The 19,471-nt window shown below is 67.2% G+C and carries 21 protein-coding genes and 1 riboswitch; of the genes, 12 read left to right on the top strand and 9 right to left on the bottom strand.

The genetic code is table 11. The features are described from left to right. Positions 1-7: 7 nt before the first annotated feature. Complete coding sequence (locus tag AC1DOM_RS09390) at positions 8-934, bottom strand: homoserine kinase (RefSeq protein WP_498962554.1); 927 nt, start codon at positions 932-934, stop codon at positions 8-10. 74 nt (positions 935-1,008) lie between these two features. Continuing rightward, a riboswitch (TPP riboswitch) is annotated at positions 1,009-1,101 on the top strand. A gap of 46 nt (positions 1,102-1,147) precedes the next feature. Between AC1DOM_RS09390 and thiC the strand changes: the two genes are divergently transcribed. Then, positions 1,148-3,025: a phosphomethylpyrimidine synthase ThiC gene (thiC, locus tag AC1DOM_RS09385; protein WP_498962552.1), complete on the top strand. Its 1,878-nt coding sequence runs from the start codon at positions 1,148-1,150 to the stop codon at positions 3,023-3,025. 47 nt (positions 3,026-3,072) lie between these two features. Continuing rightward, positions 3,073-3,750, top strand: a complete 678-nt coding sequence (locus AC1DOM_RS09380) for an ion channel (RefSeq protein ID WP_498962550.1) — start codon at positions 3,073-3,075, stop codon at positions 3,748-3,750. A gap of 31 nt (positions 3,751-3,781) precedes the next feature. On the opposite strand, the gene ppa is transcribed toward AC1DOM_RS09380, so the two are convergent. Next, complete coding sequence (gene ppa / locus AC1DOM_RS09375) at positions 3,782-4,330, bottom strand: inorganic diphosphatase (RefSeq protein ID WP_498962548.1); 549 nt, start codon at positions 4,328-4,330, stop codon at positions 3,782-3,784. A 147-nt stretch (positions 4,331-4,477) separates the two neighbouring features. On the opposite strand from ppa, the gene AC1DOM_RS09370 reads away from it, so the two are divergent. The 3 genes from AC1DOM_RS09370 to AC1DOM_RS09360 all read left to right on the top strand — a co-directional run bounded on the left by AC1DOM_RS09370 (position 4,478) and on the right by AC1DOM_RS09360 (position 5,907). Beyond that, on the top strand, positions 4,478-5,179 hold the full coding sequence (locus tag AC1DOM_RS09370; protein WP_498962546.1) for an RNA polymerase sigma factor: 702 nt from the start codon (positions 4,478-4,480) through the stop codon (positions 5,177-5,179). 25 nt (positions 5,180-5,204) lie between these two features. Then, positions 5,205-5,546, top strand: coding sequence for a hypothetical protein (locus tag AC1DOM_RS09365; protein WP_498962544.1), 342 nt, complete (start codon positions 5,205-5,207; stop codon positions 5,544-5,546). Positions 5,547-5,610: 64 nt separating this feature from the next. Then, entirely contained in the window at positions 5,611-5,907 is a 297-nt protein-coding gene (locus AC1DOM_RS09360; protein WP_498962542.1) for a putative quinol monooxygenase, read from the top strand. Positions 5,908-5,967: 60 nt separating this feature from the next. Here AC1DOM_RS09360 and AC1DOM_RS09355 read toward each other — a convergent pair whose 3' ends face one another. Then, positions 5,968-8,031 (bottom strand): sodium-translocating pyrophosphatase, encoded by a 2,064-nt coding sequence (locus tag AC1DOM_RS09355; RefSeq protein WP_498962540.1) that lies wholly within the window; start codon positions 8,029-8,031, stop codon positions 5,968-5,970. A 145-nt stretch (positions 8,032-8,176) separates the two neighbouring features. On the opposite strand from AC1DOM_RS09355, the gene AC1DOM_RS09350 reads away from it, so the two are divergent. Then, a complete protein-coding gene (locus AC1DOM_RS09350; protein WP_498962538.1) occupies positions 8,177-8,734 on the top strand; it encodes a hypothetical protein in 558 nt (185 codons plus the stop codon). A gap of 49 nt (positions 8,735-8,783) precedes the next feature. On the opposite strand, the gene AC1DOM_RS09345 is transcribed toward AC1DOM_RS09350, so the two are convergent. After that, positions 8,784-9,266, bottom strand: a complete 483-nt coding sequence (locus tag AC1DOM_RS09345) for a hypothetical protein (RefSeq protein WP_498963017.1) — start codon at positions 9,264-9,266, stop codon at positions 8,784-8,786. 123 nt (positions 9,267-9,389) lie between these two features. Then, the gene (locus AC1DOM_RS09340) at positions 9,390-10,646 is read right to left on the bottom strand and encodes a 6-phosphofructokinase (RefSeq protein ID WP_498962536.1); all 1,257 of its coding nucleotides are present in this window, start codon (positions 10,644-10,646) and stop codon (positions 9,390-9,392) included. A 140-nt stretch (positions 10,647-10,786) separates the two neighbouring features. Between AC1DOM_RS09340 and AC1DOM_RS09335 the strand changes: the two genes are divergently transcribed. Genes AC1DOM_RS09335 through AC1DOM_RS09325 form a run of 3 tightly spaced genes read left to right on the top strand, consistent with a single transcriptional unit; the run spans position 10,787 to position 13,355 of the window. Further along, positions 10,787-11,365, top strand: a complete 579-nt coding sequence (locus AC1DOM_RS09335) for an adenylate kinase (protein WP_498962534.1) — start codon at positions 10,787-10,789, stop codon at positions 11,363-11,365. Positions 11,366-11,395: 30 nt separating this feature from the next. Next, positions 11,396-12,766, top strand: a complete 1,371-nt coding sequence (gene mpl, locus AC1DOM_RS09330) for a UDP-N-acetylmuramate:L-alanyl-gamma-D-glutamyl-meso-diaminopimelate ligase (protein ID WP_498962532.1) — start codon at positions 11,396-11,398, stop codon at positions 12,764-12,766. 10 nt (positions 12,767-12,776) lie between these two features. After that, on the top strand, positions 12,777-13,355 hold the full coding sequence (locus AC1DOM_RS09325; protein WP_498962530.1) for an LON peptidase substrate-binding domain-containing protein: 579 nt from the start codon (positions 12,777-12,779) through the stop codon (positions 13,353-13,355). A gap of 8 nt (positions 13,356-13,363) precedes the next feature. On the opposite strand, the gene AC1DOM_RS09320 is transcribed toward AC1DOM_RS09325, so the two are convergent. Next, positions 13,364-15,337 (bottom strand): bifunctional DedA family/phosphatase PAP2 family protein, encoded by a 1,974-nt coding sequence (locus AC1DOM_RS09320; RefSeq protein WP_498962528.1) that lies wholly within the window; start codon positions 15,335-15,337, stop codon positions 13,364-13,366. A gap of 51 nt (positions 15,338-15,388) precedes the next feature. On the opposite strand from AC1DOM_RS09320, the gene AC1DOM_RS09315 reads away from it, so the two are divergent. Together AC1DOM_RS09315 and AC1DOM_RS09310 are read left to right on the top strand one after the other, a co-directional pair. Further along, positions 15,389-16,204 carry an SDR family oxidoreductase gene (locus AC1DOM_RS09315; protein ID WP_498962526.1) on the top strand — a complete coding sequence of 272 codons (816 nt, stop codon included), beginning with the start codon at positions 15,389-15,391 and terminating at the stop codon, positions 16,202-16,204. Further along, complete coding sequence (locus AC1DOM_RS09310; RefSeq protein ID WP_498962524.1) at positions 16,201-16,620, top strand: VOC family protein; 420 nt, start codon at positions 16,201-16,203, stop codon at positions 16,618-16,620. Before AC1DOM_RS09315 ends, AC1DOM_RS09310 begins: the two co-directional genes overlap by 4 nt. A 1-nt stretch (position 16,621) precedes the next feature. Here the strand turns inward: AC1DOM_RS09310 and AC1DOM_RS09305 are convergent, their stop codons facing one another. The 3 genes from AC1DOM_RS09305 to thiE are packed head-to-tail and all read right to left on the bottom strand — an operon-like array spanning position 16,622 to position 19,130. Next, entirely contained in the window at positions 16,622-17,233 is a 612-nt protein-coding gene (locus AC1DOM_RS09305) for an HAD-IA family hydrolase (RefSeq protein ID WP_498962522.1), read from the bottom strand. Next, complete coding sequence (hemL, locus tag AC1DOM_RS09300) at positions 17,230-18,513, bottom strand: glutamate-1-semialdehyde 2,1-aminomutase (RefSeq protein WP_498962520.1); 1,284 nt, start codon at positions 18,511-18,513, stop codon at positions 17,230-17,232. The genes AC1DOM_RS09305 and hemL overlap by 4 nt, the downstream gene beginning before the upstream one ends. Then, on the bottom strand, positions 18,513-19,130 hold the full coding sequence (thiE, locus tag AC1DOM_RS09295) for a thiamine phosphate synthase (protein ID WP_498962518.1): 618 nt from the start codon (positions 19,128-19,130) through the stop codon (positions 18,513-18,515). Before thiE ends, hemL begins: the two co-directional genes overlap by 1 nt. A gap of 84 nt (positions 19,131-19,214) precedes the next feature. Between thiE and AC1DOM_RS09290 the strand changes: the two genes are divergently transcribed. Then, positions 19,215-19,403, top strand: a complete 189-nt coding sequence (locus AC1DOM_RS09290) for a rubredoxin (RefSeq protein WP_498962516.1) — start codon at positions 19,215-19,217, stop codon at positions 19,401-19,403. Positions 19,404-19,471 lie beyond the last annotated feature (68 nt).

Genomic DNA, 19,471 nt, shown 5'->3' with positions numbered 1-19,471 from the left:
GGTTGCGTCAGAGGACCTCGGCCCGAGGTCCTGCAACCGGAGAGACATATGCGCGCGACGCGAATCCGGCGTCGGCGAATGCCTTCTGCATCGCCGGCGCCGCGCTGCGTGCTTCGCCTTCGGACGCGAACCACGCGAATACGCTCGGCCCCGCACCCGAGAGGCTCGAGCCCAGCGCGCCGTGCGCCATCGCGGCGCCCTTCACCTGCGCGAAGCCGGGCACCAACGGCGCGCGTCGCGGTTCGACGAGCACATCCTGCAAACCATCGCGGATCAGATCGACGTCGCCGCGTTCCAGCCCCAGGAGGAATTGCGCGAGGCGCGCGCCGTGCGCCACGACGGTCGACAGCGGGAAGGGATCGACGAGCACTTCGCGCGAACGCTTCGTTTCCAACACCTGGTCGGGATGCACGACCACCGCATGCAACCAATCCGGCGCATGCAAGGGCAGCAAGCGCGTCGCGGTCGCCAGCGCGATGCCGCCGATCAACATCGGTCCGACGTTGTCGCCCTGGTGGCTGCGGCTGGAGGCGTACTCGCCTTCCATCGCGAAGCGATACAGGCCTTCGCGTGTCAGCGGTTCGTCGAGCAAGGCATTCGCGGCGATGAGTGCCGCGACGCACGAGGCCGCCGAACCCCCCAGGCCCGCGCCGATCGGAATGCCCTTGTCGAGTTCGATTTCGAAGCCGAATGGCAGTGCCAGCCCTTCATGCAGCGCACGCACGCCGCGGCCGGCCGTGTTGCGCTCGGTATCCAGCGGGATGGCCGACACATCGCCTGCGCCGCGCACCGCGACCACGCGGACTTCGCGCGCTTCGATCCGCCGCACGGTCGCGCGATCGGCCAGGCCCGCGATCGCGTGGCCCAGCAGGTCGAACCCGACGCCGATGTTGCCGACGCCGGCGGGAGCGGAAGCTGTGGCAGTGGCGCGCATGGCGGCGTGTGAAGACGGGAAGCGGCCATTATCGACGCGAAGGTGGCCCCGCGGGGCGGGTCGTGGTGCAATACGCCCCGAAGCGGGGGTACCGGCATGCCGGTTGAGACAGACCCTTCGAACCTGACGCGGTTGAAACCGCCGTAGGGAGCCTTCGCCGGACCCTGGGTCCGTCGCCCGCTTCGTCCCGTGAATCCCCCTTGGACGATGCCCATGAACGCTGTGCCTTCCGATCTGATCCGCGACGCCCAGGCGTTGTCCGAAGAAGTCGTTCGCCCGATCCCCGGTTCACGCAAGATCTTCGTCGAGGGCTCGCGCGCCGACCTGCGCGTGCCGATGCGCGAGATCGCGCAGCAGCGCACGCCGACCCTGTTCGGCGGCGAGGACAACCCGCCGATCACCGTCTACGACACCTCGGGCCCGTACACCGACCCTGCAGCCGCCATCGACTTGTCCGCGGGCCTGCCCGCGTTGCGCGCGCGCTGGATCGAAGGACGCAACGACACCGAAACGCTCGCGGGGCTGTCGTCGGAATTCGGCCGCACGCGCGAACACGATCCGCGTCTGTCGGCAGTGCGCTTCCCGGGCCGCATCCTGCCGCGCCGCGCGCGCGCCGGCGCCAACGTCACGCAGATGCATTACGCGCGCCGCGGCATCGTCACGCCGGAAATGGAGTTCGTCGCCATCCGCGAAAACCAGCGCCTGGAGATGATGCGCGACGCCGGCCTGCTCGCGCAGCACAAGGGCCAGGCCTTCGGCGCGTCGATCCAGGCGCGCATCACGCCGGAATTCGTGCGCGATGAAATCGCGCGCGGCCGCGCGATCCTGCCCAACAACATCAACCACCCCGAAAGCGAGCCGATGATCATCGGCCGCAACTTCCTCACCAAGATCAACGCCAACATCGGCAACAGCGCGGTGTCCTCGGGCATCGCCGAAGAAGTCGAGAAGCTCGTGTGGGCGATCCGCTGGGGCGGCGACACGGTGATGGACCTGTCCACCGGCAAGCACATCCACGAGACGCGCGAATGGATCGTGCGCAACTCGCCGGTGCCGATCGGCACGGTGCCGATCTACCAGGCGCTGGAGAAAGTCGACGGCCGCGCCGAAGAGCTCACGTGGGAAATGTTCCGCGACACGCTCATCGAGCAGGCCGAACAGGGCGTGGATTACTTCACCATCCACGCCGGCGTGCTGCTGCGCCACGTGCCGCTGACGGCCAAGCGCGTGACGGGCATCGTCTCGCGCGGTGGTTCGATCATGGCCAAGTGGTGCCTTGCGCACCATCGCGAGAACTTCCTCTACACGCACTTCGAAGACATCTGCGAAATCATGAAGGCCTACGACGTCGCCTTCTCGTTGGGCGATGGCCTGCGCCCGGGTTGCATCGCCGATGCGAACGACGCCGCGCAGTTCGGCGAACTCGAAGCGCTCGGCGAGCTGACCAAGATCGCGTGGAAGCACGACGTGCAGACCATGATCGAAGGCCCCGGCCACGTGCCGATGCAGTTGATCAAGGAGAACATGGACAAGCAGCTCGCCGAATGCGGCGAAGCGCCGTTCTATACGCTCGGCCCGCTGACGACCGACATCGCGCCGGGCTACGACCACATCACCAGCGCGATCGGCGCGGCGATGATCGGTTGGTTCGGCACGGCGATGCTCTGCTACGTCACGCCCAAGGAACACCTGGGACTGCCCGATCGCGACGACGTGCGCGACGGCATCATGGCGTACAAGATCGCCGCGCATGCAGCCGACCTCGCCAAGGGGCATCCGGGTGCGCAGGTGCGCGACAACGCGTTGTCGAAGGCGCGCTTCGAGTTTCGCTGGGAAGACCAGTTCCATCTCGGATTGGATCCGGAAAAAGCGAAGGCCTTCCACGACGAAACGCTGCCGAAGGACGCGCACAAGCTCGCGCATTTCTGTTCGATGTGCGGCCCGCACTTCTGCTCGATGAAGATCACGCAGGACGTGCGCGACTACGCCGCCGAACACGGCGTGGACGAAGCGCAGGCCATCGAGGCGGGCATGGCGGAGAAGGCGGGAGAATTCCTCGCGCAAGGCGCGCAGGTCTACCGGCCCGAATGACCCTTCGGGCAATACGCGGCGTTCACGCGAGCCGCTAAGATCGCCCGATGCACGAGGTCCTCCGCTTTTCGCTCTGGCGCATGCTCGCGCGCCGCCACCCGTCCGCCTTCCTGCTGGCGGCGCAGTTGCTGAGCCTGTTGCTGTATCCCCTGATGGACAACAGCAACGAGGGGCGCATGCTGTTCGGGGGCGTGGCGGTGGTCATCGTCCCGCTCGCGGTGTGGACCGTGAGCCGGGGCCCCGCGCTCAACATCCTGGCGTGGTTGTTGGCGGTGCCCTCGTTGCTGCTGACCCTCTGGATCTGCTGGTTCGACGACATGCACCTGCTGCCACTGGCCGCGTCGCTCGAAGCCCTGCTGTATTTCTACGCGGCGGGCGGCCTGATCCTCTACATGATGCGCGACACGCGCGTGTCCTCGGACGAATTGTTCGCCGCGGGCGCGACCTTCACCTTGATCGCGTGGGGATTCGCCTACGCGTACTTCGTCTGCCAGGCGTGGTATCCGGGCAGCTTCACCGGCATCGAACCCGATCGCGAACGCACGTGGCTGGAGTTGCTGTTCTTCAGCATCAGCAATCTGTCGGCGACGGGCCTGGGCGACGTGCTTCCAGTTACGGCACCGGCGCGCGTGTTGACGATGCTCGAGCAGATCGCAGGCGTGGGTTACATCGCGACGGTGGTCTCGCGCCTGATCGGTTTGACGATCATCCAGCAGCAAAAATGAAGAAGGGCGCCGGGGCGCCCTTCGTCTTCGCTTAAAAATTCGGCTTCTCTTCGCTTTCGTTGTAGCGCGCGATCGCCTCGACGATGATCTGCTTGGCTTCGGCCGTGTCGCCCCAGCCCTCGAGCTTCACCCACTTGCCCTGTTCCAGGTCCTTGTAGTGCTCGAAGAAGTACGCGATGCGGTCGCGCCAGTGCTGCGGCACGTCGTCCAGGCCTTCGATGTGGGCGTAACCCGGATACACCTTGGTGACCGGGACGGCGAGGATCTTCTCGTCGTTGCCGGCTTCGTCCTGCATGCGCAGCACGCCGACCGGGCGCACGCGGATGACCGAACCGGGGATCAGCTGCAGGGGCATCAACACCAGCACGTCGGCCGGGTCGCCGTCGCCGCACAGGGTGTGGGGGACGTAGCCGTAATTGCAGGGATAGCGCATCGGCGTGGACAGCACGCGATCGACGAAGATGGCGCCGGAGGCCTTGTCGACCTCGTACTTCACCGGTTCGGCGTCCTTCGGGATCTCGATGATGACGTTGATTTCGTCCGGCGGGTTCTTGCCGGTGGGGACGAGGTCCAGGCCCATTGCTATGTTGCTCCGACGTGCTGGCGCGGCCCGTGCGGGGCCGGCTGGGGGGAAGGGAGGGGAAGGGGGAGGGGAAAACCGCGCGGATTATAGGCGGGAACCTCCCGCCTTCCGGCGCATCGGATGGGAAAGGACGGGAGAAACCACATGGTTCCGCAGGATCACGGCCCCCTGGTCGATTTCGGCAAGCTCGACGACGCCACCCTGGTGGCGTTGGCGCGCGCAGGCCGGCGCGAGGCGTTCCGCGAGATCATGCAGCGCTGCAACCGGCGGCTGTTCCGGATCGCGCGCGGCGTGGTGCACGAGGACGCCGAAGCCGAGGACGTGGTCCAGGCCGCCTATGTCGCCGCTTTCGAACACCTGGGCAACTTTCGCGGGGAGTCGTCCCTGGCCACCTGGCTCACCCGCATCGTCCTCAACGAAGCCAACGGCCGCTTGCGCGCGCGCAAGCCCACGGTCGAGTTCGACACCGTCGAAGCACTGCAGCAAGGAGGGCGCGTGATCGCATTCCCCTCGCGTTTCGGAAGCGAAGACCCCGCGGCGAGCGCGGCGCGCAGCGAAATCCGCCGCCTGCTCGAACAGGCGGTGGACGAGTTGCCCGAGCCGTTCCGCCTGGTGTTCGTGATGCGCGAGATCGAGGAATGCAGCGTCGAGGACACCGCGACCAGCCTGGGCCTCAAGCCCGAAACGGTGAAGACGCGCCTGCACCGGGCGCGCAGGATGCTGCGCACCGCGCTGCACGACCGGCTCGCCACGACGATGACCGATGCGTTCCCGTTCCTCGGCGCGCGTTGCGACCGCATGACCAACGGCGTACTCGAACGGATCGGCGCGCGCCTGCGCGACTGACTTTTTTCAACCAAGGGGAATACCAATGCTCACGACCTACGCTCTCATCGTCTTCGCCATCGGCGCGCTCGGTGGTCTCATTCTTGCCGCCAACGTCCTCCGCGGACATCTGGCGCCCTGGTCGCTCTCGGTCTTGCATGCGTTGCTCGGCGCCTCCGGCTTGGTGCTGTTGATCCTGCAGGTCGTGCAGGGCTCGGCGGGCGGGCGCATCGTCGGCGCACTGGGGCTGCTCGTCGTCGCCGCGCTTGGCGGCTTCTACCTCGCCTCGCTGCACCTGAAGAAGGCGATCCCGCCCAAGGGCGTCGTCCTCCTGCATGCGGGCCTGGCTCTCGTCGGTTTCCTCGTGCTGCTGAGTGCGGTGATCTGACGTTCGACACGGAACGAACGCATCGCCTGCTAGCGTCGGAACTCCCAACGCCGGAGTTCCGACCATGCTGAAGTACGGTTTGCTCGCCAAGCTCGAGGCCAAGCCCGGCATGGAACGCGAGGTGGCGACCTTGCTCGCGGGGGCGTTGCCGATCGCGCAGGGCGAACATGAAACGCGCACGTGGTATGCGTTCCGCTCGGGGCCGACTTCGTTCGGCATCTTCGATACCTTCGAAGACGAACACGGGCGCGAAGCGCACCTGCAGGGCCAGATCGCGAAGGCGTTGATGGACAACGCCGATCGCCTGCTCGCAAAGCCGCCGACGATCGACAAGATCGACCTGATGGCCGCGAAGAACTGATCGCGCAAAACAAAACGGCGGCCCTGGGGCCGCCGTTCCGTGTCGCACGCGTGCTTGCCGTCAGTGGAGCAACGGCACCAGCAGCAGCGCGACGATGTTGATGATCTTGATCAGCGGATTGACGGCCGGGCCGGCGGTGTCCTTGTAGGGATCGCCGACGGTGTCGCCGGTCACCGCGGCCTTGTGCGCCTCGGAGCCCTTGCCACCGAAGTGGCCGTCCTCGATGTACTTCTTCGCGTTGTCCCACGCGCCGCCGCCGGTGGTCATCGAGATGGCGACGAACAGGCCGGTGACGATCGTGCCGATCAACACGCCGCCCAGCGCCTTCGGGCCGAGCAGCAGGCCCACGACGACGGGCACCGCGACGGGCAGCAGCGAAGGCACGATCATTTCCTTGATCGCCGACTTCGTCAGCATGTCCACCGCCTTGTCGTACTGCGGCTTGCCCGTGCCCTGCATGATACCGGGGATGTCGCGGAACTGGCGGCGCACTTCCTCCACCACTGCACCGGCCGCACGGCCGACGGCTTCCATCGCCATCGCGCCGAACAGGTAGGGGATCAGGCCACCGATCAGCAGGCCGATGACCACCTCGTGGTCGGACAGGTCGAAGCGGATGCCCTCGAACGGCGTCGTCACGCCCGCCGCCGCGGCCTTCGCGGCACCGACGATGTTGAGGTTGTGCGTGTAGTCGGCGAACAGCACGAGCGCGGCGAGCGCGGCCGAACCGATCGCATAACCCTTCGTCACGGCCTTGGTCGTGTTGCCCACCGCGTCGAGCGGATCGGTCACCGCGCGCACTTCCGGCGGAAGCTCGGCCATCTCGGCGATGCCGCCGGCGTTGTCGGTGATCGGGCCGTAGGCGTCGAGCGCGACGATCATGCCCGCCATCGACAACATCGACGTCGCGGCGATCGCGATGCCGTACAGGCCACCGAAGTGGAATGCCAGCCAGATCGCCGCGCACACCGCGATGACCGGCATGGCGGTCGACTTCATCGACACGCCCAGGCCCGCGATGATGTTGGTGCCGTGGCCGGTGGTCGAGGCTTGCGCGACGTGGCGCACCGGCTTGTACTGCGTGCCGGTGTAGTACTCGGTGATCCACACGATCGCGCCGGTGAGTACCAGGCCGATGAGCGCGCAGAAGTACAGGTTCATCGAACCCTGCGGGAAATCGACCATCAGCCGCTGCGTGATCGGGTAGAACGCGATGGCCGCGAGCACGGCCGAGACGATCACGCCGCGATACAGCGCGCCCATGATCGAACCGCCGGCCTTCACCTTGACGAAGAACGCGCCGATGATCGACGCGAGGATCGACACGCCACCGAGCACCAGCGGATACAGCACCGCGTGCTTGCCGGCGCCGGCGGCCATCAGGCCGCCGAGGAGCATCGTCGCGATGATGGTGACCGCGTAGGTTTCGAACAGGTCGGCCGCCATGCCCGCGCAGTCGCCGACGTTGTCGCCGACGTTGTCGGCGATGACCGCCGGGTTGCGCGGGTCGTCTTCGGGAATGCCCGCTTCGACCTTGCCCACCAGGTCGGCGCCGACATCCGCGCCCTTGGTGAAGATGCCGCCGCCGAGGCGCGCGAAGATCGAGATCAGCGAAGCGCCGAAGGCCAGGCCGACGAGCGCATGCAGCGCGCGTTCTTCCGGCAGGCCCATCTGCAGCAGGATCATGTAGTAACCAGCGACGCCGAGCAGGCCGAGGCCGACGACGAGCATGCCGGTGATCGCACCGCCGCGGAACGCGACGTCCATCGCCGGGCCGATGCCGCTGCGTGCGGCTTCGGCGGTGCGGACGTTGGCGCGCACCGACACGTTCATGCCGATGTAGCCCGCCGCACCCGACAGCACCGCGCCAATCAGGAAGCCGATCGCGGTATGCCAGCCGAGGAAGAAACCGATGAGGACGAAGAGCACGACGCCCGCCATCGCGATCGTCATGTACTGCCGATTGAGGTAAGCGCGTGCGCCTTCCTGGATCGCGCCGGCGATCTCCTGCATGCGCTCATTGCCGGCGGGGCGAGAGTTGATCCATGAAGCGGACCACAGTCCGTACAGGATGGCGACGACGGCGCAAGACAGCGCCAGGATCAAACCGTACTGCTCCAGCATGAACCCTCCCCGGGGCGACAATGGGATGACGGATGAACGCGTTGGAATTGTTGCGCCGCGGCAAAAACCGTAAAAATTGGCGGCAACGGCCCGACTATCGCACAGCTTCGCGGCCCGTTGCCGTGAGCCGGTGTTCAGACCGCGCATGCCAGCCTGCCGCCCTTGGAATCACGCTCCCGGAGCCACGATGCGCCTCGCCCCTGCCTGCCTGTTGTTGCTTGCCCTCGCGCCGTGCCTGGCGTCCGCGGGGCAGGACCCGAAACCCGAAATCAAACGCGAGGCCTCCACGCCGCAAGCGGATGGAAAGGCGCACACGCTGCGCACGATTCCCGAAGCATGCGCACGCATCGAAGGCCTGTTCACCGGCCAGGCGGCGGACCCGTACAAGTTCACGCTCGCGCGCACCAGCGCCAACTGCCAGCCGCGTGCGCGCCTGGTGGATGCGGCGAAGGTGAAGCCTTCGACGAAGGACGGATGGATCTTCAACGACGTCATCCGCGTGCCGAGCGCGTCGTGCCCGGCGCAGGAAGCGGTCGTGCGCGTGTGGCGCAAACCGGCGGACGCAGCGCCGCCGGACCTCGATGCGCAGGGGCGCTCGCGGATCTACCTGAAGGACGCGACGGACAAGGCGCGCGCGAAGACGCCGTCGGTGCCGATGTTCGCGGTGGCGATGGCGGTCGAAGGAAAAGCTTGCAGCAAGTGATTCAACTCCCTCCCCTGCGAAGGCAGGGGAGGGCCGGGGAGGGGTTGCCTCAGTGCGCGACGTCGCTCGACTTGTTCGCATTCCCCGCGCGCATGAACTTCTCCGCGCTCGATCGAATCAACTGCGCCGCACCGCCGCGCTTGCGGATCACCTGCACGTAGTACGTGCGCCCGGCATCCAGGTCCATCGAGAACGGGCCGGTGTCGGCGGTCGCATAGGCACGCGTGCCCGGCGACTGGGTGGAAATGAAGTACATGCCCGGTTCCAGGTCGATCAGCGACACGCCGCCCGCGGCGTCGCGCACGCCGATCGGATCGCCGGGCGAACTGGCCGAACGGAAGAAGATCACCTGCGCCTTGCCTGCCGGCGCCTTGCCGACATCCTGCTCGACGGCCTGTTCGTTGAGCTCGTGCGCGGCGACGTCCACCGCGGCCTGGCCCTGGTTCTCGATCTTGACCTTCTGCGCGAGGGCCGGCAGCGCGACCATCGCAAAGACGAGGGCGATGACGCATTTGGTGATGCGATGGGACATGGGGCGACTCCTGGTCAACGGGGGAAGTGGCGAGCCTAACCCCGCGCATTCATGGTGCCGTGTGAACGCCGTCGGGGACCGCACCGAACGTGGTCCGATGCACGCCCCGCGTTGTGCCGCCAGTCAGCCTTCGAACGCCGGCAACTGCTTCTTCACCGCGACGTTCTTCAGCACGACGTACTTCGGCAAACCATCGCGCCCATACGGCGGCGGCGCTTCGCCGCGGATCAGCGGTTCGAGGTAACGACGCGCGGCTGTCGTGATGCCGTAGCCATCCTTGCGCAGGAAATCGGCGGGCATCGTCTTTTCGTGGTTGGCGATGTCTTCCAGCTTCGCCGGCACGACCTTCCAGCGATACGGCGTCTGCGCCATGCGCTGGATCACCGGCATCATCGCGTTCATGCCTTTCAGCGCGTATTCGACGGCGGCCTTGCCGACGGCCTGCGCCTGGTCGAGGTCGGTCTTCGACGCGACATGGCGCGCAGAGCGCTGCAGGTAATCCGGCAACGTCCAATGCACCTTGTAGCCGAGCGTGTCTTTCACTCGCGCAGCCAGGTGAGAGGCGACGCCACCCAACTGCGTATGGCCGAACGCATCCTTGCCACCGCCCGCGTCGGCAACGAACGTGCCGTCGGCCGTGCGGATGCCTTCGCTCGCCACGACGACGCAGTAGCCGACGCGTTCGACGGTCTTCTTCACTTGCGCGAAGAAGGCGGCTTCCTCGAACGGGCGCTCGGGGAACAGGATGATGTGCGGCGCTTCGTTCGGCCCCTGGCCGGCCAGGCCCGCGGCGGCGGCGAGCCAGCCGGCGTGGCGGCCCATCGCTTCGTACACGAAGACCTTCGTGGAGGTGTCGGCCATGGCGGCGACATCCAGCGCGCATTCGCGGATCGAAACGGCCGTGTACTTGGCGGCCGAACCGAAGCCCGGGCAGCAATCGGTGACCGCCAGGTCGTTGTCGATCGTCTTGGGCACGCCGATACAGGTCAGCGGATATCCGAATTCCTCGGCGAGCCGCGAGACCTTCAGCGCGGTGTCCGCCGAATCGTTGCCGCCGTTGTAGAGGAACCAGCGCACGTCGTGCGCCTTGAAGACCTCCAGCAAGCGCGCATAGCGCGCACGGTCGGCTTCCAGCGATTTGAGCTTCACGCGGCAGGAGCCGAACGCGCCGCCGGGCGTGTGGGCGAGGGCGCGAATGGCCGACAGCGGCTCCTTCGAGGTGTCGATCAGGTCCTCGCGCAATGCGCCGAGGATGCCGTTGCGCGCGGCCAGCACCTTCACCTTGCGGGCGCGGGCGGCCGTGATGACGGCCGACGCGGTGGCGTTGATGACGGCGGTGACGCCGCCCGACTGGGCGTACAGCAGGGTTCCGTTGGCCATGTGAGGTCGTGGGCCGGGGTCGGGTTGGGGTAAAGTGCCCGACGAAACGGCGGCATGCGTGGGAGTGGGCGGGCGAGTGTAGCGCCGCCCCCTGTCAACGCGTCGCGGCCGACATGGAATGGCTTTCTCGGGAGTCCTGGATGCGATTGGTCTTGTTGGGCGCGCCCGGTTCGGGCAAGGGCACGCAGGCGACCCGCCTGAAAGAGCACCTGCAGGTGCCGCATATTTCGACCGGCGACCTGTTGCGCGCCGAAGTGGCGGCCGGCAGTCCGCTCGGCCTGGAAGCGAAGGAAGTGATGGCGCGCGGCGAGTTGGTCTCCGACGCGATCCTGCTCGGCATGCTCGAGGACCGCTTCTCGCGGCCCGACACGCGCAACGGTTTCATCCTCGACGGCTATCCGCGCAACCTTGCGCAGGCCGACGCGCTCGATGCCTTGCTCGGCCGCCTGAAGGCGCCCTTCGATTACGCGGTGCAGCTGGAATGCCCGACCGAAATGCTGGTCGAGCGCATCGCCGGCCGCGCGAAGGCCGAAGGCCGCGCCGACGACAGCCCCGAGGCGGTGCGCAAGCGCCTGGAGGTCTACACCGCCTCCACCGCACCGGTGATCGACTACTACCGCCAGCACGGGCAGCTCACCGTCGTCGACGGCGTGGGTTCGCTGGACGCGGTGTTCACCCGCATCCTCGAGGCGATCGCGCCGGTCAAGGAAGTGGGCTGAGCCCCGCACGGGAGTCGTTTTGGAAGTTCCTTGCCCTTGAAAATACATATCCTCGGCATCGCCGGTACGTTCATGGGCGGCGTGGCCGCGCTCGCGCGCGAGCTCGGCCATGAGGTCGAAGGCAGCGACCAGGCGGTGTATCCGCCGATGTCCACGCAGCTCGAGCAACTCGGCATCGCGTTGCGCCAGGGGTATGCGCCCGAACACATTTCCGACGATTGCGACGAGATCATCGTCGGCAATGCGCTTTCGCGCGGGAATCCCGCGGTCGAGCAGGTGCTCGACGAAGGCCGCCGCTACATCTCCGGCGCGCAGTGGTTGAGCGAACGCGTGTTGCCCGGCCGCGAAACGCTCGCCGTGGCCGGCACGCACGGCAAGACGACCACGACCACCATCCTCACCTGGCTGCTCGAAAACGCGGGCCGCGCACCGGGCTTCCTGATTGGCGGCGTGGCGGAGGATTTCGGGGTGTCCGCGCGCGTGGGAACGGGCCGCGAATTCGTGGTCGAAGCCGACGAATACGACACGGCGTTTTTCGACAAGCGTTCGAAGTTCGTGCACTACAAGCCGACGGTCGCGATCCTCAACAATCTCGAATTCGACCACGCGGACATCTTTCCCGATGTCGCGGCCATCCAGCGCCAGTTCCACCATCTCGTGCGCACGGTGCCGCGTCGCGGACGCCTGATCGTCAACGGCGAAGACAAGCACCTCACGCAAGTGCTGGAAATGGGCTGCTGGACGCCGGTGGAAACCTTCGGCCTGGACGGCGATGCATTCGACTGGAGCGCGAAGTTGCGCGCCGACGACGGCAGCCACTTCACCGTCGTGCACAACGGTCGCGAGATCGGCGACGTGCAATGGCCCTTGCTCGGCCGCCACAACGTGATGAACGCGCTGGCCGCACTGGCGGCGGTGAATGCGGTCGGCATCGATGTATCGACGGTCCTCGCTTCGCTCGCGCGCTTCCGCAGCGTGAAGCGCCGGATGGAAGTCATCGGCGATGCACGCGATATCACTGTGTACGACGATTTCGCGCACCATCCGACCGCGATCGCGACCACGCTCGCGGGCCTGCGGGCACGCGTCGGGGACGCGCGCATCGTGGTGGCGATGGAGCCGCGCAGCAATTCGATGCGCCTGGGTGCGCATGCCGATGCGCTCGCACCGTCGCTGGACGGCGCGAATGTCGTGGTTTTCCTGCATCGCCCGGAACTGCAATGGGATGCCGGCAAGGTGGTCGCCGGCCTGAAGGGCGAGGGCGTCACGGCGCCCGACGTCGACACGCTGATCGCGGCATTGCGCACGCACGTGCGCGCCGGCGACCACGTGGTGTTCATGTCGAACGGGGGATTCGACGGCGCGCCGCGGCGTTTCCTCGCCGCGCTCGCGGGCAGTTGAGACGCGCGTCGTGCGCAACTCGCCGACGCTCGGACTGTTCCCGCTGCATAGCGTGCTGTTGCCGGGCGCGTCGCTCTCGCTGCGCGTCTTCGAACGTCGCTATCTGGATCTCGTGCGCGAATGCACGCGCGAATCGCGCGGCTTCGGCGTCTGCCTGATCCTGATCGGCGATGAAGTCGGCGCACCGGCGACGCCGGCGAAGTTCGGCACGCAGGCGCGCATCGAGGATTTCAGCACGGGCGACGACGGCCTGCTGCATTTGCGCATTCGTGGCGGGCGGCGGTTCCGCGTCGGCACCACGCACGTGCGCGACAACGGTTTGCTGCTCGCCGACGTGGAGTGGTGCGAGTTCGATCCCGACGACGAGCTGCACCCCGAGCACGCGACGATGGGCCTGATCCTCGAACGCATCCTCGAACAGGTCGGCGGCGAATACGCCAACCCGCCGCCGGCGCGCATGGACGAAGCCTCGTGGGTCGGCTGGCGCCTCGCCGAATTGCTTCCGTTGCAGGAATCGCAGCGCCAGGCGTTGTTGCAGATGGACGACCCGCACGCGCGCCTGGACTGGATGTTGCGCTGGATCAGTTGATCCGCTGATCAGCGTTCGCGCACGCGCAACACGGGCAGGTCGCTTCCCGGGTGAAGCGAGGATTGCTGCGGGAAACCGGCAAGATCCTGCACCAGCTGCGCGTGCGACGCGCCGCCATCGGCGACGGGGCGCCACAGCCCGAAGAACTTGAGCGGCCGCGAATAATGCAGTTGCTGCGTCGCGCCGATCCACAACGGCGTCGCGCCCTGCAGTTGTTCCGGCGCCAGCCACAGGCGCAGCACGAGCGCATCGTTCGGGCCGAGTGCGCGACGCAGCAGCAAGGCTTCGGGGCGTCCGTCGAGCGTCGCGGGCAGCACCGGTTGATGCGCGGGCGACTTGTCGTCATCGAGCAGGCCGAGCGTCGCGATCCAGCCCGCCTGCGGTTGCACGCGCCAGCCGCGCGATTCCAGACGCCGCTGCAAGGCGCCCGCCGAACCGGCGTACTGGAGATCCAGCGCCCAACGTCGCAGCGGATCGGTTTCGGTGCGCTGCGCAGGCAACTGCGACCAGGCCGACGTCCACCACGTTTCGAGCGCGAGCGTGCGCGGTGGCGGCGCGGGCGCGTGTTCGGCGAGCGTCGCCTCGATGCTACGCGGCGCGTGCCACAGCGCCGCGATCGCGAACACGCCGTAGAAGGCCAGAGCGAGCGGCCGCATCCAGAACGAACGCGCGACGTGGCGCCGATAGGCGATGCCCAGCACCAACACCCAGACGATGCCGAACAACATCCCGCCAATGACGTCGCTCAGCCAATGCGCACCGAGGTACAACTCGGCGAAGCCGAGCAGCGTGGTGATCGCACCGCCGATCATGTAAGGCCACTGGCGATCGCGGCCCGGCAATTCGCGCGCGATCAGCACGGCGAGGAAACCGAAGGTGATCGTCGCCATCGTGACTTCGACCGAAGGCACGCCGAACGCGGCGCCCTGCGCATCGGCCGGCAACAGCCACGCCAGGCCCGCGGTGAGCGCGAAACCGAATGCGAGCGCCGCCACCCAGTGCGCCGCCGCGATCCAGCGCCTGCGGAACAGCAACCACAACAACGCCGCGATGGCGGCGGGCCCGAGCACGATCGCATCGCCGAGCGTGTCGAGCGCGGCCATCATGCGGTCGGCCAGCGGATTGCGCAGCGCGGCCATCGCCTCGCGCACGCTGTGGTCGAGCAGCAGCGGCCCGCCGCGCGCCCAGAGCAGCGTGAGCAACGCGCCCCACGCCCAGGCGATCGCGAACAGCCACACGGCGAGGATCAGCAGCGACGCCGATTCGGGCCGATTGGGGTTGATCAACGCGCCTGCATAACGGCCCAGGTGCGGATGCGCGCTCGTCCACTTCAACGCGCGCGCGAGCAGGCGATCGGCGTGGCGCGAAAACCAGCGCCACGTGTACAACACGACGGCCCAGACGAGCAGCAGCGCGGCGATGAGTGCGAGCACCACGAGTGCGAGCCGGTCGGCGACCGCCGCCACGGCTTCGTAGGACTTGCCGAAGATCCAGCCCGGCGCGAGATACGCGAGCGCCCACAACACCGCCGCGAGCACGCTCATCGGCACGTAGCGGCGCAAGGGCATGTGCAGCATGCCCGCGATCGCCGGCACGAAGGGCCGCACCGCGCCGACGAAACGTGCGATCACGATGCCCTTGCTGCCGTGGCGGCGGAACACGCGCTCGCCGCGGTCGAGCAATTGCGGATAGCGCCGGAACAACCACAGCCCGCGCATCTGCGGGCCGTAGCGATGCCCGATCCAGAAGCTCAGCGCATCGCCGGCGAATGCGCCGGCCGAGGCGCACGTGATCGCATAGATGCCGTCGATATGTCCCAGCCCGACCATGGTGCCCACCGCGAACAGCAAGGGCGAGGCCGGCACCACGATGCCGATGACCGCCAGCGCGTCGCAGAAGGCGATCGCGAAAATCAACAGCCCTGCCGCGCGCGGGTGCGCGGTGATCCAGGCGATGGTGGCGTCGAGCCAGTGGGTGGGCATGGGCCGATTATAGGGAGCACAATGACGGTTCCAGAACGCAGCAGTGACGACATGGGCACGCTCGCAGGAAAGACGCTCTTCATCACCGGCGCTTCGCGCGGAATCGGGCTTGCCATCGCGCGCCGCGCGGCGGCCGACGGGGCGAACGTCGCGATCGCCGCGAAGTCCACCGTCCCCAATCCGAAGTTGCCGGGCACGATCCACACCGCCGCGGCGGAAATCGACGCGCTGGGCGGCAAGGGCCTGGCCCTGCGTTGCGACATTCGCGAAGAAGACCAGGTGCACGCGGCCGTCGCCGCGACGGTGGAGGCCTTCGGCGGCATCGACATCCTCGTGAACAACGCGAGCGCGATCTGGTTGCGCGGCACGCTCGATACGCCGATGAAGCGCTTCGACCTGATGCAGCAAGTCAACGCGCGCGGCACCTTCCTGTGCGCGCAGGCTTGCCTGCCGCACCTTGCGAAGTCCGCCAACCCGCACATCCTCACCCTCGCGCCACCGCCGAGCCTGGATCCGAAATGGTGGGGCCCRCACACCGGTTACACGCTGGCGAAGATGGGCATGAGCTTCGTGACGATCGGGCTGGCCGCGGAGTTCGGCCCGCAGGGCGTCGCCGTCAACGCGCTGTGGCCGCGGACGATCATCGGCACCGATGCGCTCAACATGATCCCGGGCATCGACGTGGCGCGTTGCCGCACGCCGGAAATCGTCGCCGACGCGGCGCATGCGGTGCTCGTGCGCGAGGCGCGCGGTTTCCACGGCCGCTTCTTGCTCGACGAAGACGTGCTGCGCGAAGCCGGCGTCACCGACTTCTCGCGTTACGCCGTCGATCCTTCACAAACCCCGTTGCCGGATTTGTTCCTGTGAAATACCTGCACACGATGATCCGCGTCCACGACCTCGACGCGACGCTGCGCTTCTTCGTCGAAGGCCTCGGCCTGCGTGAAACGCGCCGCATGGAGAACGAAGCGGGCAAGTACACGCTGGTGTTCCTGGCCGCCGATGAAACCCCGAACGCCGAAATCGAACTCACGTACAACTGGGGCTCGGACGAGGATTACGGGAGCGCGCGCAATTTCGGACATCTCGCCTTCCGCGTGCCCGACATCTACGCGACGTGCAAACGCCTGCAGGCGATGGGCTACACCATCCACCGCCCGCCGCGCGATGGGCACATGGCGTTCGTGAGATCGCCGGACAAGGTTTCCATCGAGCTATTGCAGGACGGGCATCTGCCGCCGGCCGAACCATGGGCGTCAATGCCCAACACCGGCGCCTGGTAAGTCAGTCCAGCCCGTAATCGCGCAGGATGCCGGCGATTTCGCCGGGTGCGTGGACCTGCTCGGATTGCAGGCCGGCGCTGCGTGCGCCTTGGACGTTCGCGAAGTTGTCGTCCAGGAACAAGGTCGCATTCGGCGCATGGCCGAGTGTTTCGACGACGCGCAGGAAAGCGATCGGCGCGGGTTTCGCGACGCCCAGGACGTTGCTGCAGAAGATGCGTTCGCGCGGGATGACGTCGGTCAAATGCCCCGGCAACGAATCGAGCACCAGCGGGCCGTTGTTCGTGAGAACGGCGACCTCCGCGCGGCCGGCGAGCGCGGCGATGCGCGTGCAGGTCGCGCGTTCGCATTGCATCGACGCGCTGCGCGCCGCGATCCACTGCGGCAGCGCGACCGTGCAGCCTAAAGCGTCGGACAACGCGGCCAGATAAGTTGCGTCGTCGATCAGGCCCGCGTCGTATTGCGGTTCGATTCCGGTGTCGAACAACGCGGAGAACACGACGTCCGGCGCGCGGCGGATCGCGGCGCCAAGTGTTTCGACGCGGATCTTGTGCGAGTAGGACACGAGCACGCCGTCGAGGTCGAACAGCACCAGCGACGGCGGGGCGGCGATCACAAGGTCTTGAAGGCCGCGCGCGCGGCTTTGATGGTGACGTCGATGATGGCGTCGTCGTGCGCGCTCGACATGAAGCCCGCTTCGAATGCCGAGGGCGCCAGGTAGACGCCGCGCTCCAGCATTGCGTGGAAGAAGCGATTGAATGCGGCGGTATCGCAGGCGATGGCTTGTGCGTATGTGTCGACTTTCTCTTTGGTAAAGAACAAGCCGAACATCGCGCCGACGCGTTGCGTGGTGAAAGGCACGCCGGCGTCGCGCGCCGCGTCTTCCAATCCGTCGCACAGTGCGTTGGTCTTGGCTTCAAGCACAGCGTGGAAGCCCGGTGCCTGGATCAGTTCCAGCATCTTCAGGCCCGCGGCCATCGCGACCGGATTGCCGCTCAGCGTGCCCGCCTGGTAGATCGGACCGGCGGGTGCGATTTGCCGCATCAATTCCGCGCGGCCACCGTAGGCGCCGACAGGCATGCCGCCGCCGATGATCTTGCCGAATGTGCTCAGGTCGGGCGCCACGCCGTAACGTTGTTGTGCGCCGCCGAGCGCCACGCGGAAACCGGTCATCACTTCGTCGAAGATCAGCAGCGCGCCATGGCGCGAGCACAGGGCGCGCAGGTGCTGCAGATACCCTTCGCGCGGCGGAAGGCAATTGGCGTTGCCGACGACCGGTTCGATGATCAGGCCCGCGATGTCGTCGCCGGTTTCGTCGAACAGCGCGGTCGCTGCGTCGAAATCGTTGTACGGCAGCGTGAGCGTGAGGTCGGCGAGCGCCTTCGGAACGCCGGGCGATGTCGGCACGCCGAAGGTGAGCGCGCCGCTGCCGGCTTTCACGAGGAAACTGTCGCCGTGGCCGTGGTAGCAGCCTTCGAATTTCACGATGCGCGCGCGGCCCGTGGCGCCGCGTGCCAGGCGGATCGCGGACAGCGTCGCTTCGGTGCCCGAGTTCACCATGCGCACCATTTCGCAGCTCGGCACCAGGCGCGCGATGGTTTCGGCCATCGTCACTTCGAGCGGATTCGGTGTGCCGAAGCTCAGGCCGTTGCGCGCCGACTCGATCACCGCGGCGAGGACGTCGGGATGGTTGTGGCCCACGATCATCGGGCCCCAGGAACCGACGTAGTCGATGTAGCGATTGCCGTCGACATCCACCAGCCACGCGCCTGTCGCACCCTGCACGAAGAACGGTTCGCCACCGACGGACTTGAACGCGCGCACGGGGGAATTCACGCCGCCGGGCATCAGTTGCTGCGCGCGGGCGAAAAGGTCTTGCGATCGGCGGGTGTCCATCAGGGCCTCGAAGCGGTGAAGAGCGACCGGAATTCGCGCGCGGCGGCGAGTGGATCGGGCGCATCGAACACGCCGCCGACCACCGCCAGCAGGTCCGCGCCCGCGGCCAACAGGGGAGGCGCATTGTCGGGCGTGATGCCGCCGATCGCCACCATCGGCAGCCCGAGCGCACCTGCCGAGGCGAGCAACGCGGGCGTCGCGCGACGCGCGTTGGGTTTGGTCGACGACGGGAAAAAGGCGCCGAAGGCGATGTAGTCGGCATCGGCGTCGGCGGCCGCGCGTGCGCGTTGCAGGTCGTCGTAGCAGGAGACGCCGATGATCGCGTTTTGTCCGACGATCGCGCGTGCCGCAGCGACGGTGCCGTCGTGCTCGCCCAGGTGCACGCCGCTGGCCTTCACCTCGGCTGCGAGGCGCGCATCGTCGTTCACGATGAACGGGACGCCGGCGGCGCGGCACAACGGCGCGAGCGCGGCGGCCTGCGCGGCGCGCAACGCCGGATCGGCCGTCTTGTTGCGGTATTGGAGGAGTTCGGCGAATGCCAGCAGCGGCTTCACGCGCGCCACGAGGCGTTCGGTGTCCGCCTCGTCGGGCGTGATCAGATACAGGCCGGCTTGCATGCGGTTTCCCTGGCGTGCGCTTCCGAAGCCGGCCCGTCGGTGGGACAATGGCGGCTTCGACAGAACAGCATTCTACGGACTCCGATGACCGACGCCGTCGCCACCGCCTACCGCACCTGGATGTGCGTCGTCTGCGGCTTCATCTACGACGAAGCGAAGGGGCTGCCCGAAGAAGGCATCGCGCCGGGCACGCGTTGGGAAGATGTGCCCGATACGTGGACGTGCCCGGATTGCGGCGTCACGAAGGACGATTTCGAGATGATGGTTGTTTGAGGGCAGGGCCGTCTGACGCGCACGCGCGTCAGTTCATCCGCATCGGGCCGCTGCTGAGTTCGACCGAC

The sequence above is a fragment of the Lysobacter sp. P5_B12 genome (assembly GCF_056400425.1).
The sequence above is the reverse complement of the archived record's forward strand: the minus strand, read 5'-3'. Positions and strand labels throughout refer to the sequence as shown.

Coding starts and splice junctions, on each gene's coding strand:
- AC1DOM_RS09390 (WP_498962554.1), bottom strand. CDS start 934: ATGCGCGCCACTGCCACAGCTTCCGCTCCCGCCGGCGTCGGCAACATC.
- thiC (WP_498962552.1), top strand. CDS start 1,148: ATGAACGCTGTGCCTTCCGATCTGATCCGCGACGCCCAGGCGTTGTCC.
- AC1DOM_RS09380 (WP_498962550.1), top strand. CDS start 3,073: ATGCACGAGGTCCTCCGCTTTTCGCTCTGGCGCATGCTCGCGCGCCGC.
- ppa (WP_498962548.1), bottom strand. CDS start 4,330: ATGGGCCTGGACCTCGTCCCCACCGGCAAGAACCCGCCGGACGAAATC.
- AC1DOM_RS09370 (WP_498962546.1), top strand. CDS start 4,478: ATGGTTCCGCAGGATCACGGCCCCCTGGTCGATTTCGGCAAGCTCGAC.
- AC1DOM_RS09365 (WP_498962544.1), top strand. CDS start 5,205: ATGCTCACGACCTACGCTCTCATCGTCTTCGCCATCGGCGCGCTCGGT.
- AC1DOM_RS09360 (WP_498962542.1), top strand. CDS start 5,611: ATGCTGAAGTACGGTTTGCTCGCCAAGCTCGAGGCCAAGCCCGGCATG.
- AC1DOM_RS09355 (WP_498962540.1), bottom strand. CDS start 8,031: ATGCTGGAGCAGTACGGTTTGATCCTGGCGCTGTCTTGCGCCGTCGTC.
- AC1DOM_RS09350 (WP_498962538.1), top strand. CDS start 8,177: ATGCCAGCCTGCCGCCCTTGGAATCACGCTCCCGGAGCCACGATGCGC.
- AC1DOM_RS09345 (WP_498963017.1), bottom strand. CDS start 9,266: ATGTCCCATCGCATCACCAAATGCGTCATCGCCCTCGTCTTTGCGATG.
- AC1DOM_RS09340 (WP_498962536.1), bottom strand. CDS start 10,646: ATGGCCAACGGAACCCTGCTGTACGCCCAGTCGGGCGGCGTCACCGCC.
- AC1DOM_RS09335 (WP_498962534.1), top strand. CDS start 10,787: ATGCGATTGGTCTTGTTGGGCGCGCCCGGTTCGGGCAAGGGCACGCAG.
- AC1DOM_RS09320 (WP_498962528.1), bottom strand. CDS start 15,337: ATGCCCACCCACTGGCTCGACGCCACCATCGCCTGGATCACCGCGCAC.
- hemL (WP_498962520.1), bottom strand. CDS start 18,513: ATGGACACCCGCCGATCGCAAGACCTTTTCGCCCGCGCGCAGCAACTG.
- thiE (WP_498962518.1), bottom strand. CDS start 19,130: ATGCAAGCCGGCCTGTATCTGATCACGCCCGACGAGGCGGACACCGAA.
- AC1DOM_RS09290 (WP_498962516.1), top strand. CDS start 19,215: ATGACCGACGCCGTCGCCACCGCCTACCGCACCTGGATGTGCGTCGTC.